This window comes from Pararhizobium sp. DWP3-4, from assembly GCF_049898205.1.
Taxonomy (GTDB): Bacteria; Pseudomonadota; Alphaproteobacteria; order Rhizobiales; family Rhizobiaceae; genus Pararhizobium.
Map to the genome: position 1 here is coordinate 1,035,138 of NZ_JAFCXF010000001.1, position 18,213 is coordinate 1,053,350.

18 protein-coding genes and 2 tRNA genes are annotated in these 18,213 nt (G+C 58.8%); 6 read left to right on the top strand and 14 right to left on the bottom strand.

What is annotated here, in order from left to right:
* Positions 1–72: 72 nt before the first annotated feature.
* A complete protein-coding gene (gene ald, locus ACP7E6_RS04905) occupies positions 73–1,191 on the top strand; it encodes an alanine dehydrogenase (RefSeq protein WP_426228411.1) in 1,119 nt (372 codons plus the stop codon).
* Between the two features lie 52 nt (positions 1,192–1,243).
* On the opposite strand, the gene ACP7E6_RS04910 is transcribed toward ald, so the two are convergent.
* The 5 genes from ACP7E6_RS04910 to ACP7E6_RS04930 all read right to left on the bottom strand — a co-directional run bounded on the left by ACP7E6_RS04910 (position 1,244) and on the right by ACP7E6_RS04930 (position 5,018).
* A complete protein-coding gene (locus tag ACP7E6_RS04910) occupies positions 1,244–1,717 on the bottom strand; it encodes a DUF1203 domain-containing protein (protein WP_426228413.1) in 474 nt (157 codons plus the stop codon).
* A 77-nt stretch (positions 1,718–1,794) separates the two neighbouring features.
* Complete coding sequence (locus ACP7E6_RS04915; protein ID WP_426228415.1) at positions 1,795–2,361, bottom strand: GNAT family N-acetyltransferase; 567 nt, start codon at positions 2,359–2,361, stop codon at positions 1,795–1,797.
* 5 nt (positions 2,362–2,366) lie between these two features.
* Positions 2,367–3,221: a 3-mercaptopyruvate sulfurtransferase gene (gene sseA / locus ACP7E6_RS04920; RefSeq protein WP_426228417.1), complete on the bottom strand. Its 855-nt coding sequence runs from the start codon at positions 3,219–3,221 to the stop codon at positions 2,367–2,369.
* A gap of 3 nt (positions 3,222–3,224) precedes the next feature.
* Positions 3,225–3,971: an alanyl-tRNA editing protein gene (locus tag ACP7E6_RS04925; protein ID WP_426228419.1), complete on the bottom strand. Its 747-nt coding sequence runs from the start codon at positions 3,969–3,971 to the stop codon at positions 3,225–3,227.
* 6 nt (positions 3,972–3,977) lie between these two features.
* Positions 3,978–5,018 (bottom strand): cysteine synthase A, encoded by a 1,041-nt coding sequence (locus ACP7E6_RS04930; protein WP_426228421.1) that lies wholly within the window; start codon positions 5,016–5,018, stop codon positions 3,978–3,980.
* A gap of 309 nt (positions 5,019–5,327) precedes the next feature.
* Between ACP7E6_RS04930 and ACP7E6_RS04935 the strand changes: the two genes are divergently transcribed.
* Together ACP7E6_RS04935 and ACP7E6_RS04940 are read left to right on the top strand one after the other, a co-directional pair.
* A complete protein-coding gene (locus ACP7E6_RS04935; RefSeq protein ID WP_426228423.1) occupies positions 5,328–5,975 on the top strand; it encodes a cupin domain-containing protein in 648 nt (215 codons plus the stop codon).
* A gap of 108 nt (positions 5,976–6,083) precedes the next feature.
* On the top strand, positions 6,084–6,926 hold the full coding sequence (locus ACP7E6_RS04940; protein ID WP_426228425.1) for an SDR family NAD(P)-dependent oxidoreductase: 843 nt from the start codon (positions 6,084–6,086) through the stop codon (positions 6,924–6,926).
* A gap of 34 nt (positions 6,927–6,960) precedes the next feature.
* Here ACP7E6_RS04940 and ACP7E6_RS04945 read toward each other — a convergent pair whose 3' ends face one another.
* The 8 genes from ACP7E6_RS04945 to ACP7E6_RS04980 form a co-directional block, all read right to left on the bottom strand.
* Positions 6,961–8,301, bottom strand: coding sequence for an MFS transporter (locus ACP7E6_RS04945; protein WP_426228426.1), 1,341 nt, complete (start codon positions 8,299–8,301; stop codon positions 6,961–6,963).
* Entirely contained in the window at positions 8,294–9,547 is a 1,254-nt protein-coding gene (locus tag ACP7E6_RS04950; RefSeq protein ID WP_426228428.1) for a class I SAM-dependent methyltransferase, read from the bottom strand. The genes ACP7E6_RS04945 and ACP7E6_RS04950 overlap by 8 nt, the downstream gene beginning before the upstream one ends.
* A 43-nt stretch (positions 9,548–9,590) precedes the next feature.
* The gene (locus tag ACP7E6_RS04955) at positions 9,591–10,445 is read right to left on the bottom strand and encodes a DUF1365 domain-containing protein (protein WP_426228430.1); all 855 of its coding nucleotides are present in this window, start codon (positions 10,443–10,445) and stop codon (positions 9,591–9,593) included.
* 24 nt (positions 10,446–10,469) lie between these two features.
* Positions 10,470–11,813, bottom strand: coding sequence for an NAD(P)/FAD-dependent oxidoreductase (locus ACP7E6_RS04960; protein WP_426228432.1), 1,344 nt, complete (start codon positions 11,811–11,813; stop codon positions 10,470–10,472).
* Complete coding sequence (locus tag ACP7E6_RS04965) at positions 11,810–13,267, bottom strand: cryptochrome/photolyase family protein (protein ID WP_426228433.1); 1,458 nt, start codon at positions 13,265–13,267, stop codon at positions 11,810–11,812. Before ACP7E6_RS04965 ends, ACP7E6_RS04960 begins: the two co-directional genes overlap by 4 nt.
* 178 nt (positions 13,268–13,445) lie before the next feature.
* Positions 13,446–14,078 (bottom strand): LysE family translocator, encoded by a 633-nt coding sequence (locus tag ACP7E6_RS04970; protein ID WP_426228435.1) that lies wholly within the window; start codon positions 14,076–14,078, stop codon positions 13,446–13,448.
* Positions 14,079–14,161: 83 nt separating this feature from the next.
* A complete protein-coding gene (locus ACP7E6_RS04975) occupies positions 14,162–14,950 on the bottom strand; it encodes an APH(3'') family aminoglycoside O-phosphotransferase (protein WP_426228560.1) in 789 nt (262 codons plus the stop codon).
* A 381-nt stretch (positions 14,951–15,331) separates the two neighbouring features.
* A tRNA-Asn gene (locus ACP7E6_RS04980) sits at positions 15,332–15,406 on the bottom strand.
* 219 nt (positions 15,407–15,625) lie between these two features.
* On the opposite strand from ACP7E6_RS04980, the gene ACP7E6_RS04985 reads away from it, so the two are divergent.
* The 3 genes from ACP7E6_RS04985 to ACP7E6_RS04995 all read left to right on the top strand — a co-directional run bounded on the left by ACP7E6_RS04985 (position 15,626) and on the right by ACP7E6_RS04995 (position 17,738).
* Complete coding sequence (locus ACP7E6_RS04985; RefSeq protein WP_426228437.1) at positions 15,626–15,904, top strand: hypothetical protein; 279 nt, start codon at positions 15,626–15,628, stop codon at positions 15,902–15,904.
* A gap of 534 nt (positions 15,905–16,438) precedes the next feature.
* Positions 16,439–17,149: a transcriptional repressor LexA gene (lexA, locus tag ACP7E6_RS04990; protein ID WP_426228439.1), complete on the top strand. Its 711-nt coding sequence runs from the start codon at positions 16,439–16,441 to the stop codon at positions 17,147–17,149.
* 515 nt (positions 17,150–17,664) lie between these two features.
* Positions 17,665–17,738, top strand: a tRNA-Cys gene (locus ACP7E6_RS04995).
* Between the two features lie 227 nt (positions 17,739–17,965).
* Here ACP7E6_RS04995 and ACP7E6_RS05000 read toward each other — a convergent pair.
* Positions 17,966–18,184: a hypothetical protein gene (locus tag ACP7E6_RS05000; protein WP_113243694.1), complete on the bottom strand. Its 219-nt coding sequence runs from the start codon at positions 18,182–18,184 to the stop codon at positions 17,966–17,968.
* Positions 18,185–18,213: the final 29 nt, after the last annotated feature.

Here is an 18,213-nt window from a genome sequence, read left to right on the forward strand (position 1 = left end):
GCGGTGCTCTTTCTGTTTCGCTACGCTGGTAGAACAATGATGGCGAAAGCTGCACAGGAGAGGAACGCGAAGATGCGTGTCGGTTGCCCGAAGGAAATCAAAAACCATGAATATCGTGTCGGTTTAACACCCGGATCGGTAAGGGAATATGTGGCGCATGGCCACGAGGTAATCATCGAAACAAAGGCCGGCGCAGGTATTGGCGCGGAAGACGACAGCTATCGGGCCGCCGGCGCCAAAATCGTCGCCACCGCCAAGGATATTTTCGAAAAATCCGACATGATCGTCAAGGTCAAGGAGCCGCAGCCGGCCGAATGGGCGCAGCTTCGCGACGGTCAGATCCTCTACACCTATTTGCATCTTGCGCCCGATCCCGATCAGACCAAGGGACTGCTTGGCTCCGGCGTCACAGCCATCGCCTATGAAACCGTCACCGACGATCGTGGCGGTCTGCCGCTTCTGGCGCCGATGTCGGAAGTTGCCGGGCGGTTGGCCATCCAGGCCGGCGCCACCTCGCTACAAAAAGCCAATGGCGGCCGCGGAATCCTACTCGGCGGCGTTCCGGGCGTGCTGCCCGCAAAAGTCACGGTCATCGGCGGTGGCGTGGTTGGCCTGCATGCGGCCCGCATGGCAGCCGGCCTCGGCGCTGACGTCAGCATTCTCGACCGTTCCATTCCGCGCCTTCGCCAGCTTGACGATCTCTTTGCCGGGCGCGTCCATACCCGGTTTTCCACCATCGATGCGCTGGAGGAGGAAGTCTTTTCTGCCGATCTGGTGATCGGCGCCGTGCTGATCCCCGGTGCCGCCGCACCAAAGCTGGTGACGCGCGAAATGCTGTCCGGCATGCAGAAAGGCGCCGTCATCGTCGATGTCGCCATCGACCAGGGCGGCTGCTTCGAAACCTCGCATGCGACGACCCATTCCGATCCGACCTACGAAGTCGATGGTATCGTGCATTACTGCGTCGCCAATATGCCGGGCGCGGTTCCCGTCACTTCCGCGCATGCGCTGAACAATGCGACACTCTATTACGGCCTGCAATTGGCAGACCGTGGCCTGAAGGCGATTGCCGAGGACAGGCATCTGCGCGCCGGGCTCAACGTCCATAGGGGTCGCGTCACCAACAAGGCGGTTGCCGAGGCGCTTGGTTATGAGAGCTACGCCCCGGAAGCCGCGTTGATGATCGCCTGATAGGAGCGCCGGTACCTTGTCCCAGGCGGGGCCGGTATTTCCGGCCCCGTTTTCATGCGCGCTCTATTCGGCATTGATAACAGTTGTTGCGGGCTGAGCGAACATGGATATAGGCCACGTCGGATCTTTCCAGCAGTTCCGCTGCCCGGGAATCAATAGCATCGACTGGGGTTACGGCGCCGGTGCCATAAACGATCCGATCGTCGGCACCATAGCCACGCAACAGATAATCCTTGCTGGTCGTGAGGACAGGCGGAACGGCCTCGCCTCCGGTATAAGCCTGGCATTCTTCAGCGTGCAGGAAAATCGGCCCGGTCTCGGCATAGGGCTGAAGGCCGGGAAAGGGGCGATAGGCAAGAATCAGATAGGGATCGCCATCGGCGATATTGGCGAGGCAATGACGGCAAGGCATGCCCTGGCCATCGGAGACATGCAGTTCGGGTGTCAGGCCATAGGCATCGGCTTCGCGGCGGCGGTAGCGCGCAGCAAGATCGCTCGGCATCGGCCTGTATCGCAGGTTGATCATCGGTTCCTCCTCTTTCAATAGCGAAGGAACTAACATCCACCCAAAGCGGGAGACACCCGATTCTTGCCGCCGTCAAATCAGAGACTGAGCGCGAATTTCAGGAGTTCGTCATCGCTCAGCGGCTGTACCGACGCATCATGCGTGGAAACCGGGGAGAAGCCGAACCGCTGGTAGAGTTGCAGCGCGCGTGGATGATCCAGCGTGTTGGTCGCGACACGCACCGTTTTCGGATTCGAGTTCCAGGCGGCGTATAAAGTCTGCAGCAGAAACCATTTGCCGAGCCCCAGGCCGAGCGCATGTTCGAACATGCCGAAATGGGAGAGTTCGACGGTGTCCTCATCCACCTGCAGCAGCTCGAAGAAACCGGCCGGCGCGCCATTGACGTAAAGCACGGTCACGGTATTGCGCTTGTCGTGCAAGAGGCCGGTCAGGTCGGTGTCGCTCATCCGCAGCCGGTCGACCCAGTTCCAGCGCTTGCCAACCTGGAGATAGAGGAAGCGATAGAAGGGCAACGGAATTTCCGGCACGCGCATGATGGCGGTCTGGATATTCACCGGTACCGGAAGGCTTTGCTTTGGTGGTGCTGTCATTTCCAGTTCGGTGACACGAACGGCGAGCGCTTCGACTGCTTTGTCCTTGGTCATGCTGATCATTCTTTTCCGGTAATGACGGGTGTGTCTGCCCGGCTGCCCCATTCGGACCAGGAGCCATCATAGAGCGTATTTTGGGTATGGCCCAGCGATTGCAATGCTAGCATGATGATTGCTGCGGTGACGCCGGAACCGCAGGAGGTGACGACTGGCTTGTCGAGATCGATACCCGCCGCTTCGATCGTTTCGCGCAGGGAGTCGAGTGATTTGAACTTGCCGCCAGTCGAGAAAACACCGGAAGGCAGGCTTTTGGCGCCGGGCATATGGCCGGATCGCATGCCGGCTCTCGGCTCGGCTTCCTCGCCGGTAAAGCGCGCGGCACCACGTGCATCGGCAATCTGGCGGGAACCGGTTTCAACGATGTCGTGCATCTGCGCAAACGAGGTCACCGCTTCAGCGTTGAACGTTGGATGGAATGTTGCAGGTTTGGGCTGTGGGACATCGGTAGTGACCGGCCGGCCCTCGGCATTCCAACCGTCCATGCCGCCGTCCAGCACGAAGACAGACTTTGCACCCATTGTGCGCAACAGCCACCAGACGCGGGGCGCGGTGAAGATGCCGGGACCATCATAGACAACGATGGTGTCGCTCTCGCTGATCCCGAGCTTGCCGACCGATGCGGCGAAGGATTCGGGCGAGGGGATGGTGTGCGGCAGGCCGCTCGTCAGGTCGGCAAGGGCGTCCTGGTCGTAAAAGACGGCGCCGGGAATGTGGCCCGCCGCATACTCGGCCTTCGGGTCCCGCTTCTGAGCCGGAAGATACCAAGCTGCATCGAGGATTTTTACCGACGGATCGGTCAACCTCTGCTCAAGCCAATCCGCGGATACGACGAAAGCACTTTTCTGTTCGGTCATCGATTACTCTCCCGTGGACACAGCGTCCGGCGTGCCGAAACGGATGCGGAAGCGCCGGTTTTCCTTGCCCTTCTTTTCGATCTTGGCGATGTAGATCGCCCCGACTTCCTGGGTTTCGGACACATGCGTGCCGCCGCACGGCTGGCTGTCGACCGATGCGTTTTCGCCGATGCAGACAAGGCTGACGCGGCCAAGGCCAACCGGCGGGCGGACATTCTTCGATTTGACGATATCGGGATTGGCCGCAAGTTCCGCGTCGGTGATCCACTGCAGGTAGATGGGGTGATTGCCATCGACCAGCGCCATCATCGCGGCGGTGACCGCGTCCTTGTCGATGGTTTCGCTCATGTCGAAATCGACGCGGCTCTCGTCCTCGCCGACGGCTGCCCCCGTGATCGGATACTGGCAGACAACGGAGAGAAGATGGCAAGCCGTGTGCATGCGCATCAGCTTGTAGCGGCGCGGCCAGCCGATATGAAGCACCAGCTGTTCACCCACCAGCACAGGCGGCTGATCGGCTGCCGGAACATGGATGATGATGTCCTTGGTATCGCCATGACGGGTGGTTTCGATGTCGATGCGGCTGCCATCGGCGCGCTCGAAAAAGCCGTTATCGCCGGGCTGTCCGCCCGACGTTGCGTAAAAACACGTCCGGTCCAGCTCGATTCCACCGTCTTCCCGTATTCCCGTGACGATCGCCTCCGTGGTTGAAAGGTAGAAATCGTCGCGAAAAAGGGCAGTCGTTGTCATGAGATGCTATCCGGCGGGTTCGTATGGCACTGCTATTCCGGAATTCCGTGTCAACCAGGCCGGCACGGGAAGGCCCTTGGACTTGAGAAATGCCGGGTTGAACAGTTTCGACTGATAGCGGTTACCATAGTCGCAGAGGATCGTCACGATGGTATGTCCCGGTCCCAGATCTTTTGCCAGGCGAATGGCGCCGGCGATGTTGATGCCGGAGGAACCGCCGAGGCAGAGACCCTCTTTTTCAACCAGATCGAACACCAGCCGTACGGCTTCCGCATCCGGGATCTGATAGGCGAAGTCCGGGGTGAACCCTTCGAGGTTGGCCGTGATGCGCCCCTGGCCGATACCTTCGGTGATCGAGCTGCCGGATGATTTCAACTCGCCATGGGCATAGAACTCGTAGAGGGCAGCGCCCTCCGGATCGGCGATCCCGATCTTGATGTCCGGGTTCTTCGCCTTCAGACCAAGCGCGACACCGGCCAGCGTGCCGCCTGAGCCGACCGCACAGATGAAGCCGTCGACCTTGCCATCGGTATCGCGCCAGATTTCCGGCGCGGTCGTTTCCACATGGGCGTCGCGGTTGGCGACATTGTCGAACTGGTTGGCCCAGATCGCGCCGTTCGGCTCGGTCTTTGCCAGTTCGTCGGCGAGACGGCCGGACAGTTTCACGTAATTGTTGGGATTCTTATAGGGAACAGCGGGGACCTCGATGAGTTCGGCTCCGAGAAGACGCAGCGCATCCTTCTTTTCCTCGCTTTGGGTCTCTGGAATGACGATGACCGTGCGGTAACCGAGGGCCTGGGCAACAAGCGCAAGACCGATGCCGGTATTGCCGGCCGTGCCTTCGACGATCACCCCGCCAGGCCTCAACTGGCCTGATTTTTCGGCGTGCCGGATGATCGACAGGGCGGCACGGTCCTTGACCGACTGGCCCGGATTGAGAAACTCCGCCTTGCCCAGAATGGTGCATCCGGTTGCTTCTGAGGCGCCTTTGAGGCGGATCAGCGGCGTATTGCCGATGGCGTCGAGAACGGAATGCAGAACGGGCATGATTAAACCTTTTGGCTTCGGGCGATAACATCAGGCGCGTGCCTGAAACGGACGACGATTAAACAGGAAATAGGGAGCTGTATGAACCGGGAAAGCCCCTGCAGTTCAACAGACCGAAATCCTAGCGTCTTTTCGGCTGAGACTCCTGATCAAGCAAGAAATAGCGTTTCACCGCGACGCTGTCGTGGGCAAAAATTGACCCAAAAGTGGATGATCCGGTTTCGCAAGGATGTGATCCAATTCTTGACCCTTGGCGTAGTGAGGCGATAGTTTCTCCTGCGCGATCCGCCAAGACAGGTTTTAAGATGAATGGCTGAAGTCCAGCTCGATACGGTGGATGCCTTGATGGCACGATATGCTGCAGGCATTCTGCCGGAGCCCGCACGTGTGCTCGTCGAAGCGCATCTTCAGATGCAGTCCGTCAACAGATCCAAGGTCGCCGAGTACGAAATGGTCGTCGGCGGTATTCTCGAACACATGGAGCCGGTTTCTCTCAAGTCAAGAGACACCGCACTGAGAGCCGTTTTCGCGGCCGCAGCCGTGGCAGTGGCAGATACGACATTCGAGCAACCGGAAACGGCGCTTTTCCCCAAGGCCATTCGCGACTTTGCCGGACTCGATGCCGCAGAAATTCCCTGGAAACGCAAACTGCCGGGTTTCAAGGAATACAGCCTTGGAAAAATCGACGGCTGCGACGTCAGCTTCTTCTGGCTGAAGCCTGGGCGCGTGATTCCGGCCCATACGCATGAAGGGTACGAGCTTTCGCTGGTTCTCGACGGCGCCTTCAACGATACACGCGGGCGCTTCGCCAGGGGCGATATATCGGTGGCGGACGAAAGCATCGACCACCGTCCCGTGGCGGAAGCCGAATGCCCCTGCATCGGCTTTGCCGTCTCCCAGGCCCCCGTCAAGCTGACTGGCTCATGGAGACAATTGCTCGGTGACATGATCGGCTGACGTTTTGCCGAACAATGGCCCGAATGCGGGAACAAACTACATTTCAACGCGTATTGTTTGGTGATCCCGGTTTCCGGGGTCGGCGATGAAGCAGCGAGAGGAAACCCCATGACCGAGTTTGTCGCACACCCCGAGTTGGGTCTGGCCTGGGTCACGGGAGCAAGCTCCGGCATCGGCCGCGCTTTGGCGCTGCGGCTGATCAGGGACGGTTTCAACGTCGTCGTCACCGCGCGCGACCATGAAAAACTGGTCCAGCTGCAACATGAATCACCAGGGCCCGGCAAGATCATCGTGCTTGATGGCGACGTTACCGATCCACGCGATATGGAACGGATTCTGGCTGCTATCGAATATGAGCACGGTTCGATGGTGCTCGCGGTCCTGAATGCCGGCGTCTACATTGCCGTTCACGGGGAAGACCTGCACCGCGAGGATTTCGAAAAGACGTTTGCTGTCAACCTGAACGGCACGGTCAACTGTCTTTTGCCGGCCGTGCGCCATATGAAGGCGAGGGGGCAGGGGCAGATCGCCATTGTGTCCTCCGTCACGGGATATGGCGGACTGCCGACCAGCGCTGCATACGGAGCCACCAAGGCGGCATTGATCAACATGGCTGAAAGCCTGAAATTTGATCTCGATAAAGTCGGCGTGCGCCTGCAGATCATCAATCCCGGCTTTGTCGAAACGGCAGCAACGGCAAAGAACGCATTTCCGATGCCGGCTCTGGTCAGCGCCGAGGTGGCGGCAGATCGCATTGCCGAGGGCCTGAAATCCAGTGGTTTCGAAATTACCTTTCCACGGCGCTTCACCTACGTCATGAAGCTGCTCAACCTCTTACCTTACGGCCTCTATTTCTGGCTGATCAACAGGGCGACCGGATGGAAGACACGGCCGCTGGTCACTGACGGGCATGCCGTCGAGACGTTGGAGCGAGACCCTCAAGCTGTGTAATATCCCACAGCCCAGCCGTTCCATCCCACCGCATTTATGGGTGGATGCGCAACCGCAGATTCTTCTGTGCCGTCTCGTCCAGCGGGAAATTCCACATCAGCGCGATAGCAGCAAGTTTGAGTACGACCGGAACCCAGGCATAGATCGCCGCGAGTGCGAACAGCGCAGGTGCGCTATTGTTTGCTGCCGGTGCCGGATCGAAACCGAAGTACCCAAGCAGTGGAAAGATGACGCCCACGCCGGCCGCCAATGAAAGCTTCGTCGCAAGCCCCCATGCGGCAAAATAAAAGCCGCTTCGCTGATCACCGGAGGCTGCGGTATCGGCATCGATGACATCGGCCTGGATCGACGGCGGCAACGTCAGGTCGAAACCGAGCAGCAGCCCGGTCGAAGCGCAGATCAGGGCAAACGGTAGGAGCGCTCCTGGCGGCAGCATGGGAGCTACCGCAAATATGGCGCAGGCGACGGTCATCGCCATGGCCCATGCCCGGTGTTTGCCGAGCTTTCGCGCCGTCCACGCTGCAAGCGGGATGCCGGCGACGGCACTGAGGAAGTAGAGAAAAAGCAGCGGTCCGCGCATATCCGGCAGTTGCAGGCGCGCCGAAACGAAATAAAGGAACAGTGTCGCCGGAATGCCGTTGGCAAGGCCGTTGAGGAAAAAAGCGGCGATCAAACGCAGGAATGGCTTGTTGCGACCGAGACAGGACAGTGCCTCCCTCAAAGGCAAGGTGTTTCGCGTCAGGTTCGTGGGCTCCGGAACGATCCAGACGGTCAAGCCGCCGAAGACAAGCAGTAAGACCGCCACGGTGACGCCGAGGACGGCCAGCCCTGAAAATCCTTGCCGTTCAAACCCAAGCGCAAAGGGCAGCACGATGGCGACCAGCGTGCCCAACAGCGTCAGGCCTTCCCGCGCCGAGGTCAGCCGCGTGCGGCCATGATAGTCCGAGACCAATTCGGCGCCCCAGGCGGAGTAAGGCACGACCGCCAGCGTGAAGCCCAGCGATGTCAGCATGCCCCAGACGGCGAGCCACACGACACCAGCGCCATCTGCAGGCCAATACAGCATCAGGGCCGATAGGGCGGCGATCGGCAAGGACAGCAGGAAAAGCAGTCGGCGGCGGCCAAAACCCGGATTGATCCGGTCTGCCGCATAACCTGCCAGGGGATCGGTGATCGCATCGAAGAGCCGCACCAGCAACAGCGCCCATCCGACGGATGCAATCGGCAGGCCGAGTGTTTCGGTATAGTAGGTCGGAACCAGCGAGTATAGCGGCAGGCCGAGAGCTGCCAGCGGTGCTGCAGGAAGAGCATAGGCGAAAAGCAGCCGCCGGCTGATCTGCGTCCTGGCAACACCCCCGGCTGTGGGCTTATTCATAGACGATCTGTCGAACGTCGATGTTTTTGGCGCGAAAGCCGGCTTCGCAGTAGAACAGGTAGAATTCCCAAAGCCGTTTGAAGCGGATATCGAAACCGAGCGGTTCGACCTTGTCCCAGACACTCCAGAAGCGCTCGCGCCATTCGGCGAGCGTGCGGGCGTAATCCAGACCGAAACCGAAGTCACCGCTGATTTTCAAACCCACCTTGCGGCCGAGATCGATCAGATGTTGCGGGGTTGGCAGCATGCCGCCCGGAAAGACGTATTTCTGAATGAAATCCGGATTGGCGCGATATTCCTCGTAGGCTTCCGGCTTGATGGTGATGATCTGCAGCCCAGCCTTGCCGCCCGGCTTGAGGCAGCGCTGCAACTGCGAAAAATAGGCCGGCCAATATTTTTCGCCGACAGCCTCGAACATCTCGATGGAGACGATCCGGTCATAGATTCCGGCCTCGTCACGATAATCCTGGAACTTGATCTCGACCTTGTCGGACAAGCCGGCATTCTTCATCCGCTCATTGGCGAAGGCCAGCTGTTCGCGGCTGATCGTCAGACCGGTCACCTTGCAACCGATCTCGCTTGCTGCATATTCGGCGAACCCACCCCAGCCGCAGCCGATCTCCAGCACGTGATGGCTGGCATCGATGCCGGCCGCATCCGCCAAGGCCTTGTACTTGGCGCGCTGGGCCGATTGCAGATCATTGGCACCGGTCGAATAGAGGGCCGACGAATAGGTCATCGTTGGATCTAGCCACTGTTTGTAGAAGGCATTGCCAAGATCATAATGGGCGGAAATGTTCTTCTTGGAGCCCGATTTCGTATTGGCATTCATCCAGTGACGGAATTTTTCGACCAGACGCAGCACGCCGCGCGCGCCGTTGGAAAAATTACGGCCGACATCGGTATTGACGAGAAACAGTTCCAGAAACGCGCCGACATCCGGGCTGTCCCAGTCGCCGTCCATATAGCTTTCGGCAACGGCGATGGTACCGCCGGTCAGCGCCCGCTGCGGCAGGTTCCAGTTGTGCAGCGTCACGGCAGCGACAGGCCCCTGCGCCTTGCCCTTGACCACCACGGTACGTCTATCCGGCAAGGTCAGCTTCAGACACCCAGCCTGCATATGCACAAGACCCCGCAAAACCATCTGAGCTTTCGCTGGTAAGCCTTTGACAATGCGTGATAAATTTTCTGTTGAAAGACGTTCTCCGTCTTTCGGATCACAATAACCGGTGCCTGCTGTACTCATTCGACAGATCCTCAGCAATCATTGTTCTTGACGCAAAATAACCTCATTCCGCCGGAGCGCCAACCTGAGATTCATGGGAAAAACCGCTCCCTGTTCTACGCCCTTCTCTCCAGACGCTGGTTGGTTCCGGCGCTTGCGGCCGCGGGATATAGCGGAGGCCTTTGATCCAAAGCTTCAACGCTTCCCAGTGAATCCCTGCAACGATCTTGAGTGTAAGATGCGGAATGCGGGCAACAAGACGCAAAATCCTGCCTGTCTGCAACGGTACTTGAACACCGGAGAAGGTTGCGGCGAGCAGCGGACCCTCCTTGTCTGTTTCCAGAATACGCCAGCGGATCTCGTCTCCCGGAGGCAGCATGCGGAACTGGTAGCGCATGTCCATGGGGATGAAGGGCGAGACGTGAAACAACTTGTCGCATTGCTGTCGAACACCGGCATCGGACACATCGTCCGGCCCGATCGGGCAGACATAGGTGTGGCGTTCGCCGAACGTATTGCGCACCTCGTAGATCATCGCGCTCAACGCACCGTTTTCGCCATAGGCGTAATAAACGGCCAAGGGGTTGAACACGAGACCGAGGATACGCGGATAGCAGACCAGAAGCACACGGGCGGGCCGCACCGGCAAACCGTTCTTCGCCAGCAGCGCATCGACATAGCTGCGCAGCGGCGCCCCGCTATCGCCCGTATGATCCTTTTCGTGAAACGACAGAAGATTGCGGCGATTGACCGAGAAAACCCTGCTCATTCCATCCGCCTCGGGCAGCCGGTCGAGATCGATCATCAGCGAAAACACATGATAGCTGAACCGATGACCGACCGGTTTCATCCGCTGATGCATGACCTGGCCGGCATAAAGCACGGCAGCCGCCCGCGGAGGCGCGCCGTTCTTTGTCATGTCCGATCCGGATGATGCGCGCATCTATTCTGCCGCCTCCTTGAACACGGACGATAGCTGCTGGCGCCAGGGGATGATACCGCCAAGCGCCTCTGCAGCCGCAAGCCCCGAGGCCAAGCCATCCTCATGAAAGCCGTACCCGGTCCAGGCACCGGCAAAGAACGTGCCGTTGTCGCCCTGGATTGCCTGCAGCGCGCGCTGGGCAGCCATGGAGCCTGCGTCGAATTGCGGATGATCATAGGAGAATTCGGCAAATACCGTCCCCGGTGCCGGTTCGCGTTCCGGGTTCAGCGTCACAAACAGTGGGTGCTGAGGCGCGATGCCCTGAAGGCGGTTCATCCAGTAGCTGACGGCGACGCCCTGCGAGCCGCAAGGTTTGGTCGAGCGCAGGTAGTTCCAGGACGCCCAGACTTTTTTCCGTTTCGGCATCAATCCCGTGTCCCGGTGCAGGATGACCCGGTTGGAATGATAGGGAACGGCCGACAGCAGCGCGCTTTCCGCGGGTGTGGGATCAGAAAGCATGGCCAGTGCCTGGTTGCTGTGGGCGGCGATGATCACCTTGTCGAAGATTTTTGTCGAGCCGCGCTCGTCGGTGATGCTCACCCTGCCGTCTTCCCGCCGGATTGATGTCACGCCGCATCCAAGACGGACGCGGTCGCCAAGCGGCTGCAACAGCTTGCGCAGATAGTTTCGGCTGCCGCCGGTAACTGTGCGCCACGGGTGCGGCTTGGAATAGATGAGCCGGTGATTGTCGAAGAACTGAATGAAATTCTCAGCCGGAAAATCCAGCATCTTGGCTGTCGGCGACGACCAGATCGCGGCTGCCATCGGCGCCAGATAGTTGTTGGTGAAGCCGGGTGAAAAGCCACGCCAGTTGAGATAATCGCCGATCGACATGGCCTTGAGCAGACCCGCGCTTCGATCTTCAAGGCAGATGCGGTTGAACCGGAGGATTTCGCGCAGCATCATCAGGAAAGAGGGGCGGACGAGATTGCGCTTCTGGGCAAAGACGGTGGCCAGATTGTCGCCGCTCCATTCCAGCCGTCCCTGATCGAGCGACACCGAAAAGCTCATGTCGCTCTTATGCGTCGTGACGTCCAGCTCTGAAAATAGCGCTTTAAGATTTGGATAATTGGCCTCGTTATAGACGATAAAACCGGTATCGACGGAGAGCGGCGTGCCATCGTAGTCGATATCGACCGTGGCCGTGTGACCGCCGGGGCGAGTATCCTGTTCATAGAGAATGACATCGTGGACGGGATTGAGCGCCCATGCGGCAGAGCTGCCCGAGACGCCGGAGCCTATAACCGCGATCGACAGGCGGCGGCCAGAAATATGATGTTGGCCTTGCGAAAAGAGGGCGTTCATGCTGCGTCCTTGATCTTGTTATAGGCGGCGAGTGCGCGGTCGCGTGCCTTCGTATGGTCGACGATCGGTTCCGGGTATGTATCCCCCAGTCTTAGACCGGCGGCATCGAGGACGCTCCGAGACGCCTCGAAGGGCCGGTGCACGAATTTTGCGGGCAGGTCCGCGAGTTCCGGCACGAAGGTTTTGACGTAGATGCCGTCGGGATCGAACTTTTCCCCCTGCAAGACAGGATTGAAGATCCGGAAGAAAGGCGACGCATCGGTGCCGCTGCCGGCCACCCACTGCCAGCTTGCCGCGTTGGAGGCGGGATCGGCATCCACCAGCGTATCCCGGAACCAGGCCTCGCCCCGGCGCCAGTCGATCAGCAGGTCCTTGATCAGGAAGGATGCCGCGATCATGCGGACGCGGTTGTGCATCGTACCGTGCCGCCAAAGCTGGCGCATGCCGGCATCGACGATCGGATAGCCGGTTTGGCCCGTCGTCCAGCGCTTGAAATCGTCGTCGGTTCCGCTCCAAGCGAAGGCGTCATATTTCCGGTTGAGATTTTCCCTCGGCAAATCCGGATTGTGGAAGAGCAGGTGGTAGGAAAAATCGCGCCAGACCAGTTCCTTGCGAAAGGTGACCAAGTCATCGGCGGGAACATCCCGCAGATTGCGGGTGGCGTGCCAGATGCGGGCAGGGGAGATTTCCCCCATGGCCAGATGCGGCGAAAGCCTTGACGTGCCATCGGTTCCCGGCAGATCGCGCCTGGTCTTGTATCCGGAAAGATCGTCCTCGACGAATGCCTCCAGCCGTTCGAGTGCAGCGGTTTCGCCCGGTGTCCAGATTTCGGAAAACGTCTGTGCCCAATCCGGAGCCGTCGGCAACAGCGCCCATGAGGCCAGATCCTCGCTGTCAGGCCATTTGGCTGGCGCAACCAGCACATCTGGCCGTTCGAGCGGCTGATCCGGCTCGCCGGATGCCTCGAGCGCGCGCCAGAACGGCGTATAGACGCGGTAGGGCGTACCGGAGCCCGTCTTCAACCGGGTGGGCTCGTGGAGAAGCTGTCCGGCAAAACTCTTTACGGTTATTCCCGTGGAGACCAACGTGTCTTTCAGTGGCCCATCGACAGCGATGCCGTTTGGGTCGTAGCGGCGATTCCAATGGACGGTTGACGCGCCGGTCTCAGCAATCAGCTTTGCCAATACGCTATCCGGCTCGCCGCTGCGAAGGGCAAGCCGGCTTCCGAGGTCACCAAGCGCCTTTTCCAAGCCTTTCAGCGAATGATGAAGCCACCAGGACTGTGCGGCGCCCAGTGGCCCGGTGCCGTGCCGAGAAGGCTCGCGGATGTAGACGGGAATGATACTGCGGCCGGTTTTTGCTGCGGCATGAAGCGCATGATTGTCGTCCAGCCGCAGGTCCTTGCGAAACCAGACGATGATAGGGTTTTCGTGGGAAAGGTCATTGTTGTTCATTTTTATCCGCGCAACGTATCCAACGTCGTAGTCTACGCAGATACGGGTGCAACGGATCAAAGGTTTCGCGGAGAAAGCTTTTTATTTCATCGTTTTGCGGGCGAATACCGCCAGCGAAATTGGAACTGCCGCTTCTTTATATGAAGCGGCAGCCGCAGCCACCGGAGGCCGGAAGGATTCAGCTTTTCTGGAAAGCCAGATGCGCCCCGAGACCGACCAGCATGGTACCACCGGCGCGCTGCATCAGGCGTTGCGCGGAGCTCGAACGGCGCAGCTTGGTCATCACCGCACCGGCCAGAAACACGCAGACGATATCCGCCGACGAAAACATCAGGTTGACGATCGTTCCAAGGATTGCCAGCTGCAGCCAGACCGGGAAGGCGGCCGACGCATCGACGAATTGCGGCAGGAAAGCCACGAAGAAAATCGCCGTCTTGGGATTGAGGACCTCGACGGTAACGCTCTCGAAGAATGCGCGGCGCCCGGATTTCGGCGCGGTGCCGGGCAGGGTGGTGTCGCCCTCAACCTTGGAACGGAAAAGAGAAATGCCGAGCCAGATCAGATAGGCCGCACCGGCAAACTTGACGATCATGTACAGCGTCGGCACGGCATGAAACAGGATCGACAGACCTGCAGCCGCAGCAATGACATGGAAGTAGCCACCGAGGTGAATACCAAGCGTGGCCATCAGCCCGGACCAGCGACCACGCGCAATCGTCTGGGCCGCCGCATAGAGCATGGCCGGACCGGGAATATAGGCAAAGACCGCCGTGGTGGCGATGAAGGCGATAAGCAACTCGATCGACGGCATTGTCCGCTCCTGTCGTGGGTCCTGATTGTGACCTGATCTATACAACAGGATTTTCAGAAAGTCGCGCGTACGTTGCGCTGAGCCTAGCCCCAGGTGAGCGGGTCGAGACGCAGATAGAAATCGAGCCGCGCTTTGTCCGCAGTCGCGATCGCGTGTATGTCGAACAGACGAGTTTGCGCAGTCCGCACTTCTTCAGCGATGCGCCATGTCTCGCGGGTATTGCCGACAAGCAATGCAAAGTCGACGTAGCGATCCGCCGCGCCCAACCGTCCGAGATCGATCAATCCGGTGCAGCGAAGCGTTTCCGGATCGATCATGAAGTTCGGCATGCAGGCATCACCATGGCAAACGACACGGTCAAGGCTTTCCTGCGCCAACCGCTCGGACAATTCTGCCCTTACCCGGTCAAGCAGGGTCTGCGGCGGTGTGTTGTGATCATCCGGATCGAGAAAATCCGGATTGACGCCGCCACGTCCAACCACGTCGGCCGCCCGGTCGAACATGGTTTGGAGGCTGCGTTCAAACGGGCAATCGTTTACCGGAATGGCATGCAGATCGCGTACCATTGCCGCAATAGAAGGCCATGCCCGGATCAGCTCCGTCGCTTCGAGCTGATCTGCCGGAATGCCAGGTACCGCACTTGTCACAAGGCATGCGACACCGTCCGACACCTGCCAATCGAGAACTGTTGGAGATCCGATCCTGAAGGGGGACAGCCATGCAGTCCGCCGCCGCTCGGCATCCAGCAGCGCCACGCCGCTGCCGGTAGACACTTTGGCGTAAGCGCTGCCATCGATACGCCGAAACAGCGCATCTCCCGATTCGCCGTGACGATAGGCAGTCCACTGGCTTCCCAGAGAAAATCCTGGCAACCGGGCCGTACCGGATCGAAAGTCAGTCACGTATCATCCCCCACGGCCTGTTTAGCGAAGGCGAATTGCGCCCCCGCACCACATAGATTTTGGCAACCGCAATTTCACCGTCACTGAACAGAAAGCCGGGTTTTTGCGCGGTTTCTTTTTGCTGACAAAGGTCGAAGGGCGCGGGGACTTCTGCCAAACCGGTGCATTCGTGAAGCTGAGATTCGACACAACACCGCGACCTTTGCATTGCTGTTGATGATCGAAGGGCTAGGTGCCCCGCTGGTGGCGATGACCGATGATACCGCAAACTACCATGCCACGCCGGTTACCGGCCGACCCATTCGCCTCGAATCAAAAAGGCCTTGCTTTTTCAGCAAGGCCTTTGAAAACTGGCTCCCCGGGCCGGATTCGAACCGGCGACCTGTCGATTAACAGTCGAATGCTCTACCGCTGAGCTACCAGGGATCATCTGCGGCGGTATGTCCTGCAGAAGTGAGGCTGCTAATACAAATGCTTTTCCGATTTGCCAAGCGGTTTTTCAAAAAAAACGCACAATCTTGTCAGACTGTGGAGAACTTCCCATCTGTGGGAGGCAGCGCATTCCGGCTGCCTGCGAGCCAAACCCTTGGCATTGCGGGACTGTAGCATAACGGGCACGCGCTTTACGCTTGATAGGTGGAATATATGGCAGAACCGCAAAAAACGAAAAAATTCGGCATCGACGCGCGAACGCATGAACTGGTCATTGGTTCATGGCGGATGCGGCTGCCGCAATCGCGTCTATTGCGCATCACCATCGGCGGCACGTTGATTTTTGGCGGCATCCTCGGGTTTCTGCCGGTCCTCGGATTCTGGATGGTGCCGCTGGGGTTCCTTGTCCTGTCGCATGATCTCGCCTTCGTCAGGCGCCGGCGACGCAGGCTATCGGTGTGGTGGGCGCGAAAATGGCAAGCGTCCAATTAGAACACCGTAACAGCTGCTGTTTCAGGACATCATGCTAGGGGGTGTCGATCGTTCCTTGATTGGGCCGCGTCGCCACACCGGCTGCCGGGGCATTCTCCTGGACTCGGGGTCGCGGCATTAACCTCTGTGCTCTTGCTAAACATTCCCGCACCTCAAAGCCAGCAACACCAGCCGCCCAAGAAATCCTGACATGCCTTTTGGCATTTAGCTGTGCGGTTCGGTTTGTCTTTTCCGGCGAAAACGACATTGCCACGCTCATCGACATGCCGTGCCATTACATCCATCAGTCTTTTTTGGAGCCACGGTCCTTACAAACGAACCGCTCCAGGTTGTGCAGAGGTTCTGTAATACGGCCCACTTCTGCGCGAGCGGGAATACTCCGGTGAAAACAGTAGGATGAAAGGACCCGATCCGATCGTTTGTGTCGCCATGTGCCCTTTGAAAACATTCGATGATTTTTAAGCACTTGCGGAACACATATGGAACAGATAATGTTCGTTCTTGATTTGTTTCTCGATTCTGGAGTGATCGTTCATGCTGACCCGCAAGCAACAGGAACTGCTTCTGTTCATTCACGAAAGAATGAAAGAGTCGGGTGTGCCTCCATCGTTCGATGAAATGAAGGATGCGCTGGATCTGGCCTCAAAATCCGGCATTCACCGGCTGATCACAGCGCTTGAGGAGAGGGGGTTTATCCGCCGCCTTCCCAACCGTGCGCGTGCACTGGAGGTGATCAAGTTGCCGGAGGCCTATTCGATGAGCCTCCAACCCAAGCGGGGCTTTTCACCGAGCATCATTCAGGGCAGTCTTGGCGTGCAACCGGCCCCTGCAGCTCCCGCCAAAGCCGCCGCAAACAGCGATACGGTCTCGATACCGGTGATGGGCAGGATTGCCGCCGGTGTGCCGATCTCGGCGATCCAGAACAACACGCATGATATTTCCGTGCCCCTCGAGATGGTCGGCGCAGGCGAGCATTATGCACTTGAAGTACGCGGCGATTCGATGATCGAGGCAGGTATTCTGGATGGCGACACGGTCATCATCCGCAACACGAACAGCGCCAGCCCGGGCGAAATCGTCGTCGCTTTGGTTGATGACGAGGAAGCGACGCTGAAGCGTTTTCGACGGAAAGGGGCGTCGATCGCACTGGAGGCCGCCAACCCTGCCTACGAAACCCGCATCTTCGGGCCTGACCGGGTCAAGATACAGGGGAAACTTGTCGGACTGATCCGCCGTTACCATTGAACGGACCACGTCTTCTGCCCGCATGATCAGGTGATAACCGAGCGATGCGCACTGCAACGCAAAAAAACTCGAATGACGATGGAAAACGGCCGCAGAGCTCGGAGCGACAAGGCGTTGGCGATGCGTTGGATTTGAGATCACGTCTTCTCAGCGCTGCTTTCAAACTTGGTACTTGGCAGGACTTGGTTTCAGCCAAGTCAACCAGCGGCGGGGCCGCTCCATCATTCAACACGGCGGAGATGGCGCCTGACTATGGGGCGACTTTCGAAACCCGCCTTCCATTCCCTTCGGTAATGCACCAATCGATCAGGGCAGGGGCGTTGCGAATTTTCATCGGCTGCTGTGATCTCGTTCCGGTTTGTCGGAGGCCAACTTAAGCGTCGCCTCAGGGTTGTGACGACAGATCGGAAATATCATTTCGGAACTGGCCAAGAGCGTTTTTGAGAAATATCCTCTTGCGATTTGTCTAGGATCATTCTAAACCGCCGCCACAGTTCGACTATTTGAACTCGTGAGGCCTCGTGGCGGAGTGGTGACGCAGAGGACTGCAAATCCTTGCACCCCGGTTCAATTCCGGGCGAGGCCTCCAAATTTCCCACAGATGTCAGTCTCAGGCGGAAACGAGCAACGGCGTTGCCGTTTCGACCAAGGTCGATTACGGCGCGAGCAAATCCTTCCACGCGATTTTTTCAGGCAGAACCTCTGGACCGTTGTTTTAATCCGGCACTCTTGATCAGGAAGAGACAAGCAGTCGGCAACAATGGATGGGCGTTCCGCGTCCACCGTTGCGGTCGGGATATCACGGACCGGGGCTAATCAATGATAATAGAAGCAGGCGCAATCGGCCTTGCTGTCATCCGGTTTCGTCCAGACGCGTACCGCCAGTTTTTTGGCTGCACCTGTTTCGTCCAGCCGAAGTCCGAGCAGTGACACGGCCGCAAGCTTCGGGTTGACCGCATCGATCTCGATGGTGGATCCGACCTGATGGACGCCCTGCTTCGGGGTCCAAGTGAAAAACTGCACGCTGTAATGCATTGCATTCTCCTTCGCCGGCTTGCAGCACA